Here is a 20,114-nt window from a genome sequence, read left to right as displayed (position 1 = left end):
CGCTCGGAATGACAAAATACACTTCTCCATGTCCCCAATCTTCCTCTTTCTGACCTTCGTGGCGCTACTGAGCGCGCTGGGGGTGGTGTTTGCCAAAAACCCGGTGCACAGCGTGCTGTTCCTGATTCTGACGTTCTTCTCGCTGTCGGGGCACTACCTGCTGCTGAATGCGCAGTTTCTGGCGGCCGTGAACATCATCGTGTACGCCGGTGCCATCATGGTGCTGTTCCTGTTCGTGATTATGTTCCTGAACCTGAACGTAGACACGGAGCCGCACAAGCCGGCCCTGGCCAAGATTGCCGCGGCCGTAGCCGGAGGTTCCCTCCTGCTCATCCTCGTAGCCGCCCTGAAAGACGTAACGCCCACCGGCGTAGCAGCCGGCACCGCGTTCAACTCGCAGATCGGTATGGTGGACCAGTTGGGCATGAAGCTCTACACCGATTACCTGCTGCCCTTCGAGTTGGCCTCCGTGCTGTTCCTGGTAGCCATGGTGGGTGCTGTAATGCTCGGTAAGCGCGAAGTAGGCGAGCGGAATTTCTAACGGAAGTTCAGGTGAAGATCCTAGCTAAGCGGCGGCCATCTTCGAGACATCACGCAGTGATTCTCGGGATGGCCGCTTTTCTTTTAAATAATTGTCAGTCTGCTGATAATGAAACTGGTTGGGATGCCAGTAAGCAAATGTATTTCGCCAAATCCGATGACCCGGAAATGGCTGAAGCGATGCACAAAAGCCGTAAGACAGTAAATCAGTTTTTGACTGCTCTATCCAGTGGCGATACGACTACTTACAATTTTGGTGTTAAGGCAGCCTTTCCGATTCCAGATGGCACCAATGAGCATATCTGGTTAACAGATGTGAAAGCCAGTGGAGATTCTATTTTCGGAGTCATAGACAATGAGCCTGACTTTACTACCGCAGTAAAATTTGGCCAGCAAGTAGCAATTCACAAGGACTCAATTACCGATTGGAACTACACGAAAGCTGGCAAGCTAATAGGAGGGTATTCAATTCGGCTTATGCGCAATAGAATGACCAAAGAGGAACAAGCACAGTTTGATGAGCAACTAGGCCTTATCATCGAGTGAAAGCAGCAGCGGCACCTGATTCCTCAGGTGCCGCTGCTGCTTTGCTGCGTATCCAAAACCGCCTACTCCGTTTCCGGGCTGGGGCGGCGCATCCAGGCGGGGCCGGTGCAGACGCCTTCCATTTTCTGGCGGAACTTCTCCTTTTCCTCGGGTGTGAGGCATTCCAGGCGGGTTTCCATCTGCTGCTTCCATTGGCGGCGCTTGCGGGCCCAGCCGGCGCGGTGGCCGCGGCCGCCCCAGCCCCCGAACAGAATGCGCGAAAGCACCAGCAGCCCCAGCGCCTGCCAGATGCTGATGAGGGGCAGGTTGAACAGGTCGGGCAGCAGCCAGTTCCAGAGGCGCATGGTTACGTAGCCGGCCACGGCCAGGAACAGCGTAATCAGGAGCAGTATTTTGAGGCCGTGTAACAGGCGGAAGGAGCGGTTCATGGGAATTGGGTGTTAAAAAAGCGTGTCATGCTGAGCATGCCGAAGCATCTCGCGTGCTGATGTAAGAATAGCATTGCAACGTCAGCACGCGAGATGCTTCGGCATGCTCAGCATGACGTACTGGTTAGTCCGTAAACAACTCGGTATAGAGCGTGCGGAGGCGTTTGCGCAGATGCTGCACGGCATAGTGCTTGCGCGAAATCAGGGTTTTGAGCGGGACGCCGGTTTCCTCCTCCATTTCGCGGAAGGTTTTGTCTTCCAGCTCGTGCCAGATGAAGACCTGGCGCTGGGCGGCGGGCAGTTCGGCCAGGGCGTCGCTGAGGGCTTCCATGAGGGTTTCGCGCAGCAGGCGGTTTTCGGGCGCGTCGTCTACGGCGGGCAGGATGTCGGCCAGCAGCAGGGTGTTTTCGTCGCCGTCGGCGGCAAAGGCGGCCATTTCGTTTTCCAGCGAAACGGGCTTTTTGCGGCGGTAGAGGTCGGTGATTTTGTTGCGGGCCACCCGGAACAGCCAGGCGGCGGCCTGCTCCACGGGCTTCATCAGCCGGTAGCTTTCCACCAGTTCGGCAAACACGTCCTGCAGCACGTCTTCGGCCTCGGCCTCGTTAGGGATGCGGCGGCGGATAAACGCCAGCAGCCGCTTCCGTTGGGTGCGCACGGCTTCCTGTATCTGCAGGTCCTGGTGGCCGGCCGTCATGCGTGCAGCGTCGAGTGGTAGAGCTAAGGTTTCCATTCTGCTGACACAGACGTGGAAGGCCGGAAGATACTTTACTGGCGAGCGGAAATTTTATCGGGCTGGTCTAAACGTGTCATTCCGAGCGGAGCGAGGAATCTGGATAACTCGCCACAACGGTTTGTACCCAGATTCCTCGCTCCGCTCGGAATGACACGTTTGATCGGAAAATTCCTCCTACAAAAAGTGGTACAGAAACGTAATAACGCCGGTGTATGCAGGCTTTTTTTGGCCTTCGATTTCCATCGTTACGCCAATATTGGCTTTGGCAATACCGCGTAGGTCTTTTACGGCCAGCAGCTTGGCGTGCAGGCGCACGGCGCTGCCCACTACCACTGCCTGGTTGAAGCGGAACTCACTGATTTCGTAGTTCACCTGCATTTTCAGGTTTTCCACCTGCACCAGCTGGTGCCAGAAGTAGGGCAGCAACGACAGCGTGAGGTAGCCGTGGGCAATGGTGCCCCCGAACGGCGACTCGGTGGCGGCGCGCTGGGGGTCGGTATGAATCCACTGGAAATCGAGGGTGGCGGCGGCAAACTGGTTGATTTGCTCCTGCGTGATAATATGCCAGGGCGTAGTGCCGAGGTCCTGGCCTTCGTACTGCTGCAGCTCAGCTAAGCTGCCAATGGTAATACTCATAGGTGAAAGAGTAGGGTTGCGGAAATGCTAAAGTACGGTTTGCCTGCGGGCACCGCCGCACCTATTCACAAAAAGGTGCAAATGCCGGTCCGTAGCCAACCTGCGCAGCTAATCTTCGCGCCCGCCTATGACCATACAGGTCAATTTAAAGGGTGGCGTTTTCCAATTTTCAGGATACCTTTGCCGGCTAGTTGTCCTGACCTCATTCCTTGAAGTAAGGCATCCTTTTTCGCCGTCAGCCCTTCCGCATGAACCCGAACATACCCGAGGTTATCCAAACGGTTCCGCTTCAGTACTACGTCTTCTTTGCCGCCGCTTTGTTTTCCATCGGGGTGCTGGGCGTACTTACCCGGCGCAACGCCATCATCATTTTCATGTGCGTGGAGCTGATGCTAAACGCCGTGAACGTGCTGCTGACGGCCTTCTCGGCCTACCGCGCCGACCCCAACGGGCAGATTTTCGTGTTCTTCATCATGGCCGTGGCCGCCGCCGAAGTGGCCGTGGGCCTGGCCATTATCGTGATGATCTACCGGAACCTGCAAAACACCGACGTTAATCTGCTCAACCGCCTGAAATTCTAGGTAAGGGCCTTAGGGACACAGGGACTTGAGGACTTGGCATTGACCAGTCCAAGTCTCTAAATCCCTGAGTCCCCAAGTCCCTGACTTATGCAAGAAACTGTAATCCCCGCTGCCGGCGCGCCGTACTCCACGTTTTTGTACGTGCTTATTCCGCTGCTGCCGTTTTTGGGCTTTTTGATTAACGGGCTACTCAACCGGAAGCTTTCGGGCACGGTGGCCGGCGCCATCAGCAGCCTGGCGGTGCTGGGCTCGTTCGCCATTTCGGTGTTCCTGTTCCTGAACTTCCAGTACCAGTACACCGTCACGCTGTTCGACTGGATTTCGGTCGGCTCGATGCAGATTCCCTTCAGCTATCAGATCGACCAGCTCAGCCTGATTATGCTGCTGCTCGTGACGGGCGTGGGTTTCCTGATTCACGTGTACAGCATCGGCTACATGCACCACGACGAGAACGTGGGCAAATTTTTCAGCTTCCTGAACCTGTTCGTGTTCAGCATGCTGGTGCTGGTGCTGGGCGCCAACTTCGTGATTCTGTTCATCGGCTGGGAAGGCGTGGGGCTCTGCTCCTATCTGCTCATCGGCTTCTGGAACAAGAACACCGCCTACAACAACGCCGCCAAGAAAGCCTTCATCATCAACCGCGTCGGTGACCTGGGCTTCCTGCTGGGCATCTTCCTGATTTACCTGACCTTCGACTCGGTGCAGTACGCCGAGGTGTTCCAGAAAGCCAGCACCCTGCAGATTGGCACGGGCGTGGTAACGGCCATTACGCTGCTGCTGTTCGTGGGTGCTACCGGTAAATCGGCCCAGCTGCCACTCTACACCTGGCTGCCCGACGCCATGGCCGGCCCCACCCCGGTTTCGGCCCTGATTCACGCCGCCACCATGGTAACGGCCGGTATCTACATGATTCTGCGCGCCAACGTGCTGTTCACGCTGGCCCCCGATACGCTCGAAGTCATTGCCATCATCGGCGCGGCTACGGCCCTGTTTGCCGCCACCATCGGCCTGGCCCAAAACGACATCAAGAAGGTGCTGGCCTACTCCACCGTTTCGCAGCTGGGCTACATGTTCCTGGCCCTGGGCGTGATGGGCTACAGCACCAGCCTGTTCCACGTCCTGACGCACGCTTTCTTCAAGGCGCTGATGTTCCTGGGCGCGGGCTCCGTGATTCACGCCATGAGCAACGAGCAGGACATGCGCCGCATGGGCGGCCTGCGCAAGTCACTGCCCATTACGTTCATCACCTTCTTCGTAGGCTGCCTGGCCATTGCCGGCATCCCGCCCTTCTCGGGCTTCTTCTCAAAAGATGAAATCCTGCTGCACGCCTTCGAGCACAGCAAGGTGCTGTACGCGGTGGGCCTGTTCACGGCCTTCCTGACGGCTTTCTATATGTTCCGCCTGCTGTTCCTCACCTTCTTCGGCGAGTTCCGCGGCACCGAGGAGCAGAAGCACCACCTGCACGAGTCGCCGGCTTCCATGACGCTGCCGCTCATCGTGCTGGCTATTCTGGCCGCCGTAGGTGGTTTCATGAACGCCCCCTTCTTTCTGGGTGAGGAAAACGCCTACCTGGCCAACTACCTCGCGCCGCTGTTCACTTACTCCAAGCAGCTGAACCCGGCTGCCTTCGGCGTGCACGCCGACCACGCCACCGAGCTTATGCTCATCGGCCTCTCGGTGGGTGCAGGCGTGCTGGGCATCATTCTGGCCTACGTGCAGTACGTGAGCCGCGGGGTGCGCCCAGTGGAAGACGGCGAGTCGCGCGGCTTCCTTGAAAACCTAATTTACCATAAGTACTACATCGACGAGCTGTACAACGCCCTGTTCGTGCGCCCCGTCATGTGGCTCTCGCGCGGCCTGTTCCGCTACGTGGAAAACGGCATCATCGACCCCATTGTGAACGGCTTCGGCCGCCTGACCATGGGCGGGGGCCAGCTCCTGCGCTACGTGCAAACCGGCTCCGTGGAAACCTACCTTATCCTGATGGTGGTAGGTATCGTGCTGGTGATGGCGCTGAACTTCGGGAAATTCTAATTCTACTGACGGCCGGACCGGACTTTTTCACCGGCTTCATCCGCATCCAGATAACGCATGCTGACTGTCCTTCTTCTACTCTGGCCCGTGGCGGCCGCCCTGCTGCTGCACTTCTTCAAAGGCCGTGCGGCCCGGGTTCCGGCGCTGGGCGCGGCCCTGGTTGAATTTGCGCTGGCGGCCTACGCGGCCCTCACGTTCAACGCCAACAATTCCGGCCAATTCAGCTTCGACCTGAACTGGATTCCCTCGGCGGGCATCCACTTCGCGGTGGGCATGGACGGGCTGAGCCTCTTGCTGGTGCTGCTGACGGCCGTGCTGGTGCCGGTGATTCTGTTGAGCGCCTTCCGCCGCAACTTCGAGAATGAGTCGGTGTTCTACGCGTTGGTGCTGTTCATGCAAACCGGTCTGATTGGCGTGTTCACGGCCCAGGATGCCTTCCTGTTCTACTTCATGTGGGAAGTGGCCCTGATTCCAATTTACTTCCTGGCTGGCGTGTGGGGCGGCGTGAACCGGGCGCGCGTCACGTTCAAGTTCTTCCTGTACACCATCATCGGCTCGCTGTTCATGCTGGCCGGCTTCGTGTACCTCTACTTCCAGACTGGTCCTTCGGCCGACGGCCTCTCAGCTCACAACTCGGCCCTGGCCTCGTTCTACGCTCTGAACCTGACTGCCGATACGCAGATGTGGGTGTTCTGGCTGATTTTCGCGGCCTTCGCCGTGAAGATGCCCATCTTCCCCTTCCACACCTGGCAGCCCGACACCTACACCGAGGCTCCGGCACCGGCCACCATGCTGCTCTCGGGCATTATGCTGAAAATGGGTATCTACGGCTGCATGCGCTGGCTGCTGCCGGTGGTACCGATGGGCGTTGACTACTGGCAGAACTTGGTACTGATTCTGGCCATCATCGGCATCATCTACGGCGCCATCATCGCCATCCGTCAGCAGGACGTGAAGCGCCTGATTGCTTATTCCTCTCTATCCCACGTGGGTTTGATGATTGCCGGCGTGTTCTCGCTCACCCAGATGGGTCTGCAGGGTGCCAGCATTCAGATGCTGGCTCACGGCGTGAACGTGGTAGGTATGTTCTTCATTGCCGACGCCATTGAGCGCCGTACCGGCACCCGCAACATCGCCGACCTGGGCGGCCTCACCCGTAAAGCGCCCGTGCTGACGGTGTGCTTCCTGGTGCTGCTGCTGGGCACGGTGGCGCTGCCGCTCACCAATGGCTTCGTAGGCGAGTTCCTGCTGCTGGGCGGCGTGTACCAGTTCAACCACTGGATGGGTGCCGTAGCCGGCGTGACCATCATTCTGGGCGCGGTGTACCTGCTGCGCATGTTCCAGCGCGTGATGCTCGGCCCCGATTCCTCGTTCACCGAAACCTTCACCGACCTCACCGGCTCGGAGCTGGCCCTGCTGGTGCCGCTCATCGTGCTGGTATTCTGGATTGGCCTGTTCCCCAACACGTTCCTGCACCTGTCGGAAGGCAGCGTGATGAACATTCTGAACGAGGTAGTTAAACGCTAAACGGCTAGTGGTCTGCGGCCAAGCCCGTGGCAACTACATTCTCTGCTAATGAATTCCATCATTCTACTTTCCGTTCTGGGCCTGGGTAACCTGTTTCTCGGGTTCCGTCGCTCCAACCGGCTGCTGCTGCCCGTGATGATGCTCATCCTGGGCGGGGTGCTGACGGTGAACTTCCTCGACTGGGGCAGCACGCAGTCGTTCTTCAACGGCATGCTCACCATCGACAACTTCTCGGTGGCTTTCACGGGCATTGTGCTGCTGACGGCGCTGGTGCTGATTCCCTTCTCCCAGAAGTACGTGCTCGACGGCGAGCCGAACCTGGCTGAATACTACTCGCTGCTGCTGTTTTCGCTGGTAGGGGCTATCATGCTGGTGAGCTACAACCACCTGCTGATGCTGTTCCTGGGCATCGAAATTCTGAGCGTGGCCATGTACGTGCTGGCCGGTTCCGATAAGCGCAACCTGCGCTCCAACGAAGCCGCCCTCAAGTATTTCCTGATGGGCGCGTTCTTCACTGGCATTCTGCTGTTCGGCGTGGCGCTGGTGTACGGGGCTACCGGCACCTTCGAGCTGAGCAAAATCAGCTTCGCCGTGCAGAACCCCGCCCCCGGCTTCGAGACGCTGCACCCGATGCTCTACATTGGCATGCTGCTGATGTTCATTGGCATGGGTTTCAAGGTTTCGGCCGCCCCGTTCCACTTCTGGACGCCCGACGTGTACGAGGGTACGCCTACGTTCTTTACGGCCTTCATGAGCACCATCGTGAAGACGGCTGGTTTTGCCGCTTTCCTGAAGCTGCTGGTGCAGGCCTTCCCGGCTGCCAACGCCCAAGGCATCTGGCTGCCTACCCTCACCGCCATGTGCGTGCTCACTCTGCTCATCGGCAACGTGGGCGCCGTAGCCCAGACCAGCGCCAAGCGCATGCTGGCCTACTCCAGCGTATCGCACGCGGGCTACCTACTGATTGCCCTGGTAGCCTTCAACGGGCAGCTGGAAGGTGCTTCGGCTAACGGCATCCTGTTCTACTCTTTGGCTTACTCGGTAGCCACGGTGGCAGCCTTCGGAGTACTGAAGCTGGTAGCTGATGCCCGCCAGCGCGAGGATTACGACGGCCTCAACGGCCTGGCTAAAACCAACCCGCTGCTGGCTTTCTCACTCACGGTAGCTATGCTGAGCCTGGCCGGTATTCCGCTCACGGGTGGTTTCTTCGGTAAATTTTTCGTGTTTTCGGCCGCCGTGGAGAATGGCTACATCGGCCTCGTGGTATTTGCCGTGGTGATGTCGATGGTGAGCATCTATTACTATCTGCGCCCCATCATTGCCATGTACATGCGCGACACCGACGCCACCACCGCCGAAGCCGTGCCCGTGACTACGTTCCAGGCTGGCGCGCTGCTGCTGCTGGCGGCCCTCACGGTGCTGCTGGGCGTGCTGCCCGGTCTGGTGGCCGGTGCGCTGTAAGCCACCACGCTTCCATAAGCTGCAAAAGCGTCTCTGTCTCTCTGACGGAGACGCTTTTTTTATTGCTACCTCCGCAGTGATGCGGGTGAATATTCCGTCGTGAGTTGTAGAGACGCAATATTTTGCGTCTCATCATTGCTGATGTTATTGCGTCCGTGCACTCCCCATCGTTCAACGACGAGACGCGAAGGGTCGCGTCTCTACACCGTTTTCACACTGCACTGCGCTACGAACAGTTGCCGGCAACTTGCTTTACTTGCACGCACATCTGCTCTTATCTGTGCTATGAAACGCATTTGCTTTCTGCTTTGCCTGTTGTTCCCCTTTGCGGCTCCGGCCCAACAGCCCGCCGCTTCCAGCTTACCTGAGCAAAGCTTCGAGCAGTTCTGGCAGGGCTTCCGCGACCAGTACGCCTTTTTCCCGCTCAAGCAGGTTGATTGGGACGCTACCTACCGCGCCTACCGTCCCCGTATCACGGCCCAAACGCCGCAGGATTCCCTGGTGCAGATACTCAGCCGCATGGTGGCGCCGCTGCACGATGGGCACATCACCATCAGCCGGGGCGAAACCATCCTGTTCAAGGGCGAAAGCCGCCGCAACTCGTTCAAGCAGACCTTCAAGACCGTGCAACCCGATTTCTGGCGGGTGGCCACGCAGCAGTTGCAGGCAGCCGGCTTCGGCCCGTTAAAAGGGCTCGGCCCTGATTTCAAAGGCAAACAGCCGCTCTACGTCAGCCGCAGCGGCAACCTAGGCTACCTGCACCTCACCCGCAACTTCGCCGATATCAGCGGAGCCATCGGCACCGACGCGCAGGAGAAGAAGGACCAGCAGCGGCTGGAGAAGCTGTTCTCGCAGGCGCTGAAGCAGCTGAGTGGCTGCCAGGTGCTGCTGCTGGACGTCCGCGACGACGGTGGGGGCCACAGCGGCGTAGAATTGGCGGGCCATTTTGCCTCTGAACGGGTCCTGACCAGCTACAAAGCCCTGCGCCAGCCAGGCGGCTACGACCGGTTCACAGAGCCGCAGCCCGTGTATGTAACGCCCGCCGCCGGCCCGCGCTTCACCGGCCCGGTCATCCTGCTCACCTCCGATCAGACCGCCAGCGCCGCCGAGGACCTGACTATTGCCCTCACCAGTTTGCCCCAGGTGACGCAGATAGGCACCGCCACCAAAGGTATGCTCTCCGATATGCACAGCCTGCGGCTGGCCAACGGCCTGGAGGTAACTCTGTCGAACCAGCGCTACACCACGCCCACCGGCCAGCTGCTGGAAGACGTGGGCGTGCAGCCCGATGTAACGGTAGAAAACACCCTATCTGCTATGCAGCAACAGCGCGACCCAGTGCTAGGAAAGGCGTTGGAGCTAGCCCAGTCAGAAGCCGCCAAACGTACCCCGCCCGGCACTATTAAGTAGTAAGAGTTGAGTACTTGGTATTGAGTAGTAAGAACTTGGTCAGCACTTCATACTAAGTACTCAATACCCACCGCTCCATACTCACTTCTTAATCACCCGGATGCTGATGCGGCGGTTGAGGGCCCGGCCTTCGGGCGTGGTGTTGGGCGTGATGAAGTACTTGCCGCCATAGCCTTTGGCCTGAATCCGGTTCATATCGATGCCCATGCCGGCCATGGCCAGCATGGCCGTTTTGGCCCGCTCCTCGCTGAGCTGGAAGTTTTTGAGCGGGTTGCCGGTGCTATCGGTGTAGCCTCCAATTTTCACCACCGAGGTCGGGAAGGTCTTGAGGATGCTGGCCACATTACGCAGCTGCAAGAACGATTCGTCGGTGAGCGTGGTAGCACCGGGCTCGAAGTACACCCGGTCGAAATTGATCCAGCCCTTGGTGCGGTTCACGGAGTCCACCTGAATGGCGGGGTCGGCGAGGAAGGTAAACAGGCGGTTTTCAGTGGAATTAGCCCCTACTTTCTGGGTAGTGCCGTCGGCCAGGCGCAGAATGATGGGCTGGCCGGTGTCGTAGATATAGTTGCCGCTGGCGTCGTCGTAGCGGCCGGGCTGTTTGGTGTCAGCAGAAGGCGCGGGCCGTGTTGGCGTTACTGCAGCAGCCGGAGTGGCAAGTGACGCAGCAGGCGCGCCCAGCCGGTCGTGCCCGAATAGGTAGCCCAGCAATACCGCCAGCAGCAGCAGCAGGCCCCACTGCCAGCGGGCGGTGGGGCCTGCTGCTGGCCCGGCCGGCGCCGTAGCCCAGGCGGCAGCGGCAGGATATGGTGCCAGATCAGGCGGTGCTATCGGCAGCTTTTCCAGGCCACCCGCCGGAGCTGCCTGCGGCACTGAGAGCAGCGCCCGCCGCAGCGGGTCTTTCTCCTGCCGCAGCCACAGGGCCAGCGCCACCGGATCGAGGCTATGCTCGCGGGCATGCTCGCCGGCCACGCCCAGGACTGCCACCGTACTGCAGCCCAGAAGCTGGGCCGCTACGCCGGGCGCTAGGTTGGTGGCAGCGGACTGTTCTTGTAAAACGCTGGTATAAGAGTCGCCCAACAAATCGTGCAGCAGGTCTTCGCCCCGCTTCTGCCACCCAGTCTGGTCGAGGGCCGGCAGGTGTTCCGTTACGTGGGCATCGTAGGCCTCGCGGCTGAGCTGCCAGAATATTTCCGGGCCGTAAGGGCCTTCCACACGGTTGAGCAGCGTGTAGAGTGAGAACGGCACCGTATGGCTAAGGCCATTACGAATGGCTGCCCCCGCCACTTGATTGCGGCTGCCAAGGTCATCAGTTACCTGGTCGGTAAAGGCGTCCAGTACCGTTTGATTGAGTGTGTTTTCCATCTTTTCCTACCCGCTAAAGCCTTCTTCACCCAAAAGATAAATCTTAATTATAATATTTCAATTATTTATTTGATTTATTTTACACAAAGAGTAATGTTTGAACATGCCGGAGCCAGCCAGCTTCAGTTCGGGACGCTTCAGTATTTGACTAATGGACCAAGCTGTTTTCGAACGACTCAGGCGCGGCGCAGGGCGGTGGCAGGGTCTTCGGCGTACTGCACGGCCTCGTCCGGAAAGGGTTCGTCGCCGCGGAAGCGGAGCAGCAGGCGGGCCGTGGTGATGATGTCTTTCTGGCAATAGCGCGCAATGCGCGGCAGGTCGTTGTCTTCGTAGTACACGCGGGCTACGTCTTTGCCCTGGATGTCGTCTTTGGGCGTGGGAATTCCGAACATGGCGGCCAGCAGACTCAGCGACGTAAACGACTTCCGGTCGCCGAACTTCCACAGCTCCATGGTGTCGAGGTGGGGCACTTCCCAAGGCTTTTTGCCGGCCGTATCGAGGTGCGGCGGCAGCGCCAGGCCGTTGATGAGCATGCGGCGCGACAGATACGGGAAATCGAACTCCTTGCCATTGTGCCCACACAGCCGGAAGTGCGGCCGGTGGCTGATAACGTCGCTGAACTCCCGGAGTAGCTCTTTCTCGTCGTGGCCATAGAAGGACTTCACGCTGAAGCGCAGCTCACCGTCGAGGGTGTAGCGGAAGCGGCCCACCGAAATGCACACCACCCGCCCAAACTCAGCATAGATACCGGCCTGCTCGAACAGCGTAGCGGCGTGCAGGTTGTCGGGCAGCGGGGCAATATGGTCGTGGTGTGAAATCCAGCCTTTCTCGCGGCGCAGGGCGTGGCATTTGTGCTCCCACAGTTCCTTCAGCATGTCGTGCAGGTCGTCGTGGCAGCCGACGCAGGGCACGGTTTCGATGTCGAGCACAAATACCTCATCGAGCTTCAGGTCGCGGAGCAGACGCATACACAAGGCGGATAACACAGTAGACGGATGCCGAATATAGGCTTTTCCGCCGCGTATGCACCATTTTTGCGGTGTTCCGGAGCCGTCGTCGGCAGGACGCCGGGAAGCGGCGCACCTGTCGGCGACGGGAACCTGCCGGCCTGCATCGGCCGCAGCACACCGGGCGGCAGCAGTGCTGGCCGGTGGGGTCTGGGTTCAGCTCTGGCCCGGAGTCAGGCCAGGGCCGGGCGCTGCCGGATCCAGAGACCCAGCAGGCAAATAAGCAGCTGCGGACGCGTATGTGGCATATTGGCAGGCATTTGGGTACCCAACCAGCCCCGAATGCCTGCGGCGGAAACACCGGGGCCGGGGTTGTTGGTCGGGTTGAAATTGCGCTTTTCCGCCACCGTTGTCAATCGCACAATCATGTAGCCGCCCGTTGGTGCTGGTTTCAGGTCAGGCCCTGGCGCAGGGCTTTGCTGACGGCCTCGGTCATGGAGCGCACGTGCAGCTTCTCGTAGATTTTCTTGATGTGCGAGCGGACGGTATCGATGCTGATGCCCCGGTCGGCGGCAATCATCTTGTAGCTATAGCCTTCCACCAGCAGCCCCAGAATCTCCTGCTCGCGGGCGCTCAGGTTGGCCGGCGACTCGTCGGAGACGGGACGGGGCGGCGTTTTCGGGAACAGGCGCAGCACCTGCCGGGCAATGGCGGGTGTCATGGGGGCGCCCCCGGCCCGCACCTCGCTGATGGCATCAATGATGCGCGCCGGCGGGGTTTTCTTGAGCAGGTAGCCGTCGGCGCCGGCGCAGATGGCGGCAAACACCCGGTCGTTTTCCTCAAACACTGTCAGCATCACCACGTTGATGGTCGGGGCTACGGCCTTAATGCGGCGCAGGCCTTCAATGCCGGTGCAGCCGGGCATGTCGATGTCCATGAGCACCACGTCGGGCCGCAGGCGCTCCATGTCGGCTTCGGCCTGGGTGCAGTTGCTGAGCGCGCCCGCCAGCGTCAGCCCCGGCGAACCGGCCAGCAATTGGCCCAGACTGGTGCGTAGGTCAGCATTGTCTTCATAAATCAGAACGCGGATGCTGTTTTCCATGGCGCTGAGCCGGCAGGTGGTAAGAGTTCGGTTAATATACACGTTGTGGCCACCAGATGCGCCTACATGATGATGTGAAAAGAGGTGATGAGGTGAATCGTGATGAGGTGACAGGTGACAGGTGACAGGTGACAGGTAAAAGAAGAACGTCATTCCGAGCGGAGCGAGGAATCTCGCGTGCTGACGTTCGCCTCACCTCCTGGCCCCCTCTCCCGTGGAGAGGGGGAGACAGACGAGTTTTTTTTGGTGAGCCTGTTTGCTGGTGAGTACTATACTGGCGAGATTCCTCGCTCCGCTCGGAATGACGTTCTGGCTTCATCACCCCACCACCAAAAAATCAATCATTCAGCGGCACTTTCAGGTGCAGGGTGGTGCCTTTGCCGGGGGCGGTTTCGATGGTGAGGTGGCCGGCCAGGGCGGCGGCTCGGCTGCGCATGTTGGTGAGGCCGTTGCCGCTGCCCTGGGCGGGGCTGGTGGGGTCGAAGCCCACGCCATCGTCCTGTACGGTGAGGTGCAGCAGGCCCTGCTGGTAGGCCAGCCGGATGCGGGCGTGCTGGCACTGCGCGTACTTGGCCAGGTTGTTTATGGCTTCCTTGAAAAGCAGGAAGAACTCGCGGCGGGCGCGCATATCCAGCTTCAGGCCCTGCACCGAAGGCTCGGCCCGAAACGTGAATTCGATGCCGCGCGCCTCCAGCACCTCCGAGGCAAAGCTGCGCATGCGGGCCGTCACGTCGTCGAGGCCGTCGTGGGCGGGGTTGATGGCCCACACGATGTCGTCCATGGCGTCGAGCATGCGGCGCGACGAGTCGCCAATTTGCTCCAGCAGGGCCGCGGCCTGCTCGGGGCGCTGCTGGCGCTGGTGGTTGCGCGCAATCTGGCTCAGGATGGAAATGCTGCTGAGCGTGGAGCCCATATCGTCGTGCAGGTCGCGGGCGATGCTGTGGCGCACCCGCTCCAGCGTGAGCAGGTGCCCCACCCGCAGCCGGTACGCCACAAACAGCAGCGCAAACCCCAGCCAGCCCAGCCCGATCCGAAACCACCACGTCTGGTACCAGGGCGGCGTGACGATGATGCGGAGCGCGGCCCCGCGCGGGCTCCAGACGCCGTCGTTGTTGGTGGCGCGCACCCGGAAAGTGTAGGTGCCGGGGTCGAGGTTGGTGTAGTTGGCCTCGCGGCGGCGGCCGGCCTCAATCCAGTCCTGGTCGAAGCCTTCCAGCAGATAGGCGTAGCGGTTTTTGTCGGGCTGGCGAAAGTTAAGGGCCGCAAATTCCAGCGAGAAAAAGTAGTCCTGCGGGGCCAGGCGCAGCACGCGCCGCTCCGTGATGGACGTATCGGGCAGCTCCACCGGGCGGTTGAACTTGCGCAGCTCGGTGAGCACCACAGCCGGCGGCACGGGGTTGGTGCGCACGGCGGCGGGCAGAAACGCCACCAGGCCGTTGGCCCCGCCGAAATACAGCTGGCCATCGGCCCCGCGGTGGCTGGCACCGGCGTTGAACTCGTCCTGGGGCAGGCCGTCGCGCTCGTCGAACGTGAAAAACCGGCCGGTTTTGGGGTCGAAGCGCGCAATGCCCTTGTTGGTCGACAGCCACAGGTGGCCCTGGCGGTCGTGCTGCATGCCATACACCACATCGTTGGGCAGGCCGCTGGCTTCGCGGAAAGTGGTGAAATTGCCCTGCTCGGCATCGTCGAGGCGACAGAAGCCGCCGCCTTCGGTGCCCACCCATAGCGTGCCGGCCCCATCGAGCAGCAGACAGCGCACAAAGTTGCTGCTCAGGCTGCGGGGGTTGCGGCCATCGGCCCGGAAGGTGCGGAAGCGGCCGGTGGCGGGGTCAAGGCAGCTGAGGCCGCCGCCGCCGGTGCCCACCCACAGGCGGCCGCGGCCATCCTGCAGCGTCACGCGCACAAAGTTGTTGGGCAGGCTGGTGGCCCGGGCGGGGTCGTGGCGGTAGGTGGTGAAGCGGCCGGTAGTGGCGTTGAGGCGGTTGAGGCCGCCCTCGGTGCCCACCCACAGCTGCCCGGCGGGGTCCTGGTACACGGAGCGCACGAAGTCGTCGGAGAGGCTGGTGGGGTTGGCGGGGTCGTGGCGGTAGTGGCGGAACGCGGTGCCGCCCGGCTCCAGGCAGTCGAGGCCCTGGCTCTGGGTGCCCACCCACAGGTGGCCGGCGGCATCGAAGCTCAACGCCCGCACAAAGTCCTGGGCCAGGCTGCCGGGCTGCGCCGGATTGTGGCGGAAGCTGCGGTAGCGGCCTGTATTGGGCTCGTAGCACAGCAGGCCCTGGTCTTCGGTGCCAATCCAGAGGCGCCCCGCCGCATCCGACGTGACGGCCCACACCGGTGCAGGTGCAGCAGGCGCGGGCACCCGCCGAAAGTCGCGGGCGCGCAGGTCGGTCTGACTGAGGCCGGCTTCGGTGCCCACCCACAACAGCCCGGCGCGGTCCTGCAGCAGAGTCTGCACCGTGTTTTCAGGCAGACTGAATGGGTTGAGCGGCTCGTGCGCGGCGCGCCGAAAGGTGCCGGTGGCGGGCTCGTAGCGGCATAGACCTTCGTTGGTGCCCACCCACAGCGTGTTCTGCTGATCGGTGAGCAGGCTACGGATGCCGCCGGCCGGCAAGTTGCTCGCTCCTGGGCCCGGCCGGAAAAAGCGGGCAGCCCCACCGGCCGGGGGCAAGTAGGCCAACGTCCCGGACTCGGCGCCCACCCACAGCCCGCCGCGGCGGTCGGGGCAGAGGCTGGTGATGGCACCCGTGGCCGGCAGGCGTGGGTCGGGCAGCAGCAGGCGACGGGTACTATCGAGGCGGCTGACGACGCCTTCGCCGGTACCCACCCACAGCTGGCCGGCCTGGTCCTGGGTGAGGGCCCGCACGGAGTTGCGCCGGAGGCTGCTGCCGGGCCCGGCCGCGTGCCGGAACACGGCGAAACGGCGCGCGGCAGGGTTCAGCTGATGCAGGCCGTCTTCGGAGCCGGCCCACACCCGCCCCTGCCGGTCGCAGTACACCACCCGGATGAAGTTGCTGGTCAGGCCGCTGGAGTCGCCGGGCTCGGCGCGGTAGGTGCGGAACTGCCCGGTGCGCGGGCTGTAGCGCGACAGGCCACCGCCGGTGCCCACCCACACCTGCCCCTGCGGATCGAGGCACAGCGAAAGCACGAAGTTGCTGGCCAGGCTGGTGGGCCGGCGGGCATCGGCCCGGAACGTGCGAAACCCGACGCCGTCGTAGCGGCAGAGGCCGTCCTGGGTGCCCACCCACAGGAAGCCGCGCTGGTCTTGCACGAGGCTATAGACGCTGTTTTCGGCCAGCCCGTCGGCGGCCGTGAAGGTGCGAAACCGCAGAGACGCGGATTGGGCCCGGCTGCCGAAACCGGCCAGCAGGAGCACGCCGAGCAGGCCAAATAGCAAAAGCCAGAAGTCAGCGGGGCGTTTCATAAGTCGGGACGAGCCAGGTGGGCTGAATGTACCGAATTACCCGGAACCGACGCCAGTACTTTTCTGCATTTAACCTGCCAATCAGCATAGTAGCGCGACCTTTGTAGTTCGCGCACCTGCGCCGTTCGGACGCTTCCGTTTCAGCGGCGCGGGGGCGCGAACTACAAAGTTCGCGCTACTGCCGCTCCGCCTTCCCTCAGCGCAGCTGCAGGCGGCGGAGCACGTCGGTGCGGAACGTGCTGCCTACGGGCACCTCGCGGCCGCCCACGTGCAGGCTGTTGCCGCTCAGGCGCTCCACGCACGTCATGTTCACCAGATACGACTTGTGCACGCGCAGGAACTGGGTGGCGGGCAGACTGCTTTCCATCTGCTTCATGGTTTCGGCCGTGAGCAGCGTGCGGCCCGCAGCCGTGTGGCATTTCACGAAGTTGCCGTAGCCTTCCACGTACAGCAGCTCCGAAAACCGCACCCGTTCGGTGCCGGCGTCGGTTTTCAGGAAAAACGAGTCGGGGGCCGGGGAAGCCGCAGCGGGCGGGGAAGCCGGGGCGGCTGGCGTAGGTGACGGGCTGCGTTCGGCCAGCAGCGTGTGCAGGCGGGTGACGGTCTTCACGAACCGCTCGAAGCGGATGGGCTTCAGCAGGTAGTCCACCACGCCCAGGTCGAAGGCTTCCAGCGCGTGGGTGGCGTGGGCCGTGCACAGCACCACCTGCGGCGGTTGCGGCAGGGCACGTAGCAGCTCCAGGCCGGTCAGCTCGGGCATGTCCACGTCCAGAAAAAGCACGTCAACGGGTGTGGTGCGCAGCAGCGTCAGGGCCTCCACGGCGCCGTAGCAGCTGCCGGCCCAGGTGGCCAGCCCGGGCAGCCGGTCGAGGTAGGCGTGCAGCACGGTGTGGGCCAAAGGCTCATCATCGACGAGCAGGCAACGCAGCGGGGCAGCAGCATTCATAGGTTAGGCGGGGATAAAAACGATGACAAAAGAACGTCATGCAGAGTGCAGCCGGAGGCGAAGCATCTCGCGTGCAATGGTAACTCAATCGTTCTGTGATTTTGGCTTTACCACACTGGCGAGATGCTTCGCCTCCGGCTGCGCTCTGCATGACGTTCTTTTTCAACCTCACAGCTGCAGCCTTAGCTCGGCGGTGTAGTGGGTGACGGTGGCGTTGAGGGTGAGCTGGTGGCGCGGGCCGGGGTAGAACTGGTCCAGCCGGGCCCGCAGATTCGGCAGCCCCAGGCCTGAGGGCGTGGGCTTGAAGTGGGGCGGAATGCTGTTCTCGGTGCGCAGGGTGAGGCCGGTGGGCGTCTGGCTAAGCGTGATGCGGATGGTGTTGTCGCCGCTGGGGCCGATGGCGTGCTTGAAGCAGTTTTCTACGAGCGGCAGCAGCAGCAGCGGGGCCAATGGCTGGTCGGGGTGCGGCAGGTCTGCCGTGAAGTCAACGTGCGTGTTCTGCCGCAGGCGCAGCTTTTCCAGCCCGATGTAGTTGGCCAGGTATTCGGCCTCGGTGCCCACGGTCACGAGGTGCTGGCGGGAGCTGTCGAGCTGGTAGCGCATGAGGCCGGCCAGCTGCAGCAGGGCCTCCGGCATCTGGTCGGGGGCGGCCAGGCTGAGGCCGTAGAGGTTGTTGAGAGTGTTGAACAGGAAGTGCTGGTTGACCTGGGCTTTCAGCAAGCTCAGCTCGGTTTCCAGCTGCCGGGCGTGCAGTTCCTGCATCTGGTAGTGGCTCAGCACGCCGCGGCGTACGTAGTGCGGCAGCGTGGCCAGCACCGTCGCCAGCACCAGATTGCCCGCGGCCAGCCCCAGCAGATAGGCAAACGTGGTGTGGCCGCCGGGCCGCGTCTGCACCACGTGCGCCAGCTGGTTGAGCAGCACCAGCAGCGCGGCTCCGCTTAGCAGAATACCGATGGTAGTAGCCGCATAGGAGGCATAGTGGCGCTGCTCCAGCATGTTCCGCAGCGCCCAGAAATGAGCATAAATCACCAAAGCCGCTACGGGCAGCAGCACGGCCATGCGCCGTAGCTTCTCGGGTGCACCGGCCGGCTCCAGCACGGCCAGCAGCCCAATCAGCGCCAGCACCAGCACCCAGACCAGCCCGTGCCGCAGGGCCCGCGAGCGGACAAAAACAGAAAGTGTCATGGGGCAAAACTACGGTCCCTCCCCCACCGGCCCGCATAAACATGACCAACGCCGTTGGCAGGCAAAAACCGGGCGTTGGTCACGCAGAAAACGTGGTCGTCATAAAAAGCAGGACTGAGAATAGGGGATTGTAGATATTTGAGCCAGAAGCCCTCCACAGCGGGCAACCGTTGCCGTGGTTTCGGCATCCGGTTAGCGGTCGGCTGTAATGCCGGCGCCCTTCCTTCGATTCATCTGCCTGAACTCTCCACTCTTCCTTTCCTATTCCACCATGGCGCTTACCATCAGCAACCTCACCAAAACCTACCCCAACGGCACGCAGGCGCTCAAGGGCGTCACGCTCACCATCCCCAACGGCATGTTTGGGCTGCTGGGCCCGAACGGCGCCGGCAAATCCAGCCTGATGCGCACCATTGCCACGCTGCAGGACGCCGACACGGGCAGCATCTGGCTCGACGACATTGACGTGCTGCGCGACAAGGAGGCCGTGCGCCGCGTGCTGGGCTACCTGCCGCAGGAGTTTGGGGTGTACCCGCGCGTGTCGGCCGAGGAGCTGCTCGACCATTTCGCGGTGCTCAAGGGCATCGGCAACAGCAAGGAGCGCAAGGAAACGGTGGCGGCGCTGCTGCAGCAAACCAACCTCTACGAGGTGCGCAAAAAGCACGTGGGCGGCTACTCCGGCGGCATGAAGCAGCGCTTCGGCATTGCCCAGGCCCTGCTCGGCAACCCGCGCCTGATCATCGTGGATGAGCCTACGGCCGGCCTTGACCCGGCCGAGCGCAACCGCTTCCACAACCTGCTGTCGGAAATTGGCGAAAACCGCGTTGTGATTCTGAGCACGCACATTGTGTCAGACGTGAGCGACCTGTGCCGCAGCATGGCCATCATCAACAAGGGCGAAGTGCTGCTCACCGGCGACCCGCTCTCGGTGATGAACGAGCTAAAAGGCAAGGTCTGGAAGAAGCTGGTGGAGAAAACCGAGCTGCCCGCCCTGCAGGCCGCCCACACCGTCATCAGCTCGCGCCTGTTCGCGGGCAAAACCGTGGTGCACGTGCTGGCCGACTCGGCCCCCGACAGCGGATTCGAGGCCGTGCAGCCCGACCTGGAGGACGTGTATTTCGCGGAAATCAAGAATTCAGAATTGAAAGTGGCTTTGCAGTAGCGGCGCGGCAGCTATTTCTCGCAGCATCTCGCAGTGTGCTGACGATGCCCAGGTAACCGTCATGCTGAGCGGAGCGAAGCATCTCGCAGG

17 protein-coding genes are annotated in these 20,114 nt (G+C 61.6%); 8 read left to right on the top strand and 9 right to left on the bottom strand.

Translation table 11 applies throughout. The annotated features are described in order from the left end of the window. The first annotated feature begins 28 nt into the window (after positions 1–28). Entirely contained in the window at positions 29–541 is a 513-nt protein-coding gene (locus tag O9Z63_RS00355; protein ID WP_190784932.1) for an NADH-quinone oxidoreductase subunit J family protein, read from the top strand. Positions 542–609: 68 nt separating this feature from the next. Beyond that, a complete protein-coding gene (locus tag O9Z63_RS00350) occupies positions 610–1,086 on the top strand; it encodes a YegJ family protein (RefSeq protein ID WP_270127257.1) in 477 nt (158 codons plus the stop codon). Between the two features lie 62 nt (positions 1,087–1,148). Here O9Z63_RS00350 and O9Z63_RS00345 read toward each other — a convergent pair whose 3' ends face one another. From O9Z63_RS00345 to O9Z63_RS00335, 3 genes are all read right to left on the bottom strand, one after another. After that, complete coding sequence (locus O9Z63_RS00345; RefSeq protein ID WP_270127256.1) at positions 1,149–1,514, bottom strand: hypothetical protein; 366 nt, start codon at positions 1,512–1,514, stop codon at positions 1,149–1,151. Positions 1,515–1,638: 124 nt separating this feature from the next. Next, positions 1,639–2,244: an RNA polymerase sigma factor gene (locus O9Z63_RS00340; RefSeq protein ID WP_270127254.1), complete on the bottom strand. Its 606-nt coding sequence runs from the start codon at positions 2,242–2,244 to the stop codon at positions 1,639–1,641. 177 nt (positions 2,245–2,421) lie between these two features. After that, positions 2,422–2,883, bottom strand: coding sequence for a MaoC family dehydratase (locus O9Z63_RS00335; RefSeq protein ID WP_270127252.1), 462 nt, complete (start codon positions 2,881–2,883; stop codon positions 2,422–2,424). Between the two features lie 248 nt (positions 2,884–3,131). Here O9Z63_RS00335 and nuoK point away from each other — a divergent pair, with 248 nt between their 5' ends. From nuoK to O9Z63_RS00310, 5 genes are all read left to right on the top strand, one after another. Next, positions 3,132–3,464, top strand: coding sequence for an NADH-quinone oxidoreductase subunit NuoK (nuoK, locus tag O9Z63_RS00330; protein ID WP_125421892.1), 333 nt, complete (start codon positions 3,132–3,134; stop codon positions 3,462–3,464). Positions 3,465–3,551: 87 nt separating this feature from the next. Further along, the gene (gene nuoL / locus O9Z63_RS00325) at positions 3,552–5,498 is read left to right on the top strand and encodes an NADH-quinone oxidoreductase subunit L (RefSeq protein ID WP_270127251.1); all 1,947 of its coding nucleotides are present in this window, start codon (positions 3,552–3,554) and stop codon (positions 5,496–5,498) included. 57 nt (positions 5,499–5,555) lie between these two features. Then, a complete protein-coding gene (locus O9Z63_RS00320; RefSeq protein ID WP_270127250.1) occupies positions 5,556–7,025 on the top strand; it encodes a complex I subunit 4 family protein in 1,470 nt (489 codons plus the stop codon). Between the two features lie 48 nt (positions 7,026–7,073). Next, a complete protein-coding gene (locus O9Z63_RS00315; RefSeq protein ID WP_270127249.1) occupies positions 7,074–8,486 on the top strand; it encodes an NADH-quinone oxidoreductase subunit N in 1,413 nt (470 codons plus the stop codon). A gap of 285 nt (positions 8,487–8,771) precedes the next feature. Next, on the top strand, positions 8,772–9,896 hold the full coding sequence (locus O9Z63_RS00310) for a S41 family peptidase (RefSeq protein ID WP_270127248.1): 1,125 nt from the start codon (positions 8,772–8,774) through the stop codon (positions 9,894–9,896). Positions 9,897–9,977: 81 nt separating this feature from the next. Here the strand turns inward: O9Z63_RS00310 and O9Z63_RS00305 are convergent, their stop codons facing one another. From O9Z63_RS00305 to O9Z63_RS00280, 6 genes are all read right to left on the bottom strand, one after another. Further along, positions 9,978–11,261 carry an OmpA family protein gene (locus O9Z63_RS00305; protein ID WP_270127247.1) on the bottom strand — a complete coding sequence of 428 codons (1,284 nt, stop codon included), beginning with the start codon at positions 11,259–11,261 and terminating at the stop codon, positions 9,978–9,980. 176 nt (positions 11,262–11,437) lie between these two features. Further along, positions 11,438–12,229: a 3'-5' exonuclease gene (locus O9Z63_RS00300; protein ID WP_270127246.1), complete on the bottom strand. Its 792-nt coding sequence runs from the start codon at positions 12,227–12,229 to the stop codon at positions 11,438–11,440. A 430-nt stretch (positions 12,230–12,659) separates the two neighbouring features. Next, positions 12,660–13,310, bottom strand: coding sequence for a response regulator (locus tag O9Z63_RS00295; protein WP_044014284.1), 651 nt, complete (start codon positions 13,308–13,310; stop codon positions 12,660–12,662). 337 nt (positions 13,311–13,647) lie between these two features. Then, positions 13,648–16,731, bottom strand: coding sequence for a sensor histidine kinase (locus tag O9Z63_RS00290; protein ID WP_270127245.1), 3,084 nt, complete (start codon positions 16,729–16,731; stop codon positions 13,648–13,650). 196 nt (positions 16,732–16,927) lie between these two features. Continuing rightward, entirely contained in the window at positions 16,928–17,677 is a 750-nt protein-coding gene (locus O9Z63_RS00285) for a LytR/AlgR family response regulator transcription factor (protein WP_270127244.1), read from the bottom strand. A gap of 168 nt (positions 17,678–17,845) precedes the next feature. Continuing rightward, complete coding sequence (locus O9Z63_RS00280; RefSeq protein ID WP_270127243.1) at positions 17,846–18,862, bottom strand: sensor histidine kinase; 1,017 nt, start codon at positions 18,860–18,862, stop codon at positions 17,846–17,848. A 271-nt stretch (positions 18,863–19,133) separates the two neighbouring features. On the opposite strand from O9Z63_RS00280, the gene O9Z63_RS00275 reads away from it, so the two are divergent. Further along, on the top strand, positions 19,134–20,024 hold the full coding sequence (locus O9Z63_RS00275; protein WP_270127241.1) for an ABC transporter ATP-binding protein: 891 nt from the start codon (positions 19,134–19,136) through the stop codon (positions 20,022–20,024). Positions 20,025–20,114 lie beyond the last annotated feature (90 nt).

It is taken from the genome of Hymenobacter yonginensis, from assembly GCF_027625995.1.
GTDB lineage: Bacteria > Bacteroidota > Bacteroidia > Cytophagales > Hymenobacteraceae > Hymenobacter > Hymenobacter yonginensis.
This window is presented reverse-complemented; position numbering and strand designations above follow the sequence as displayed.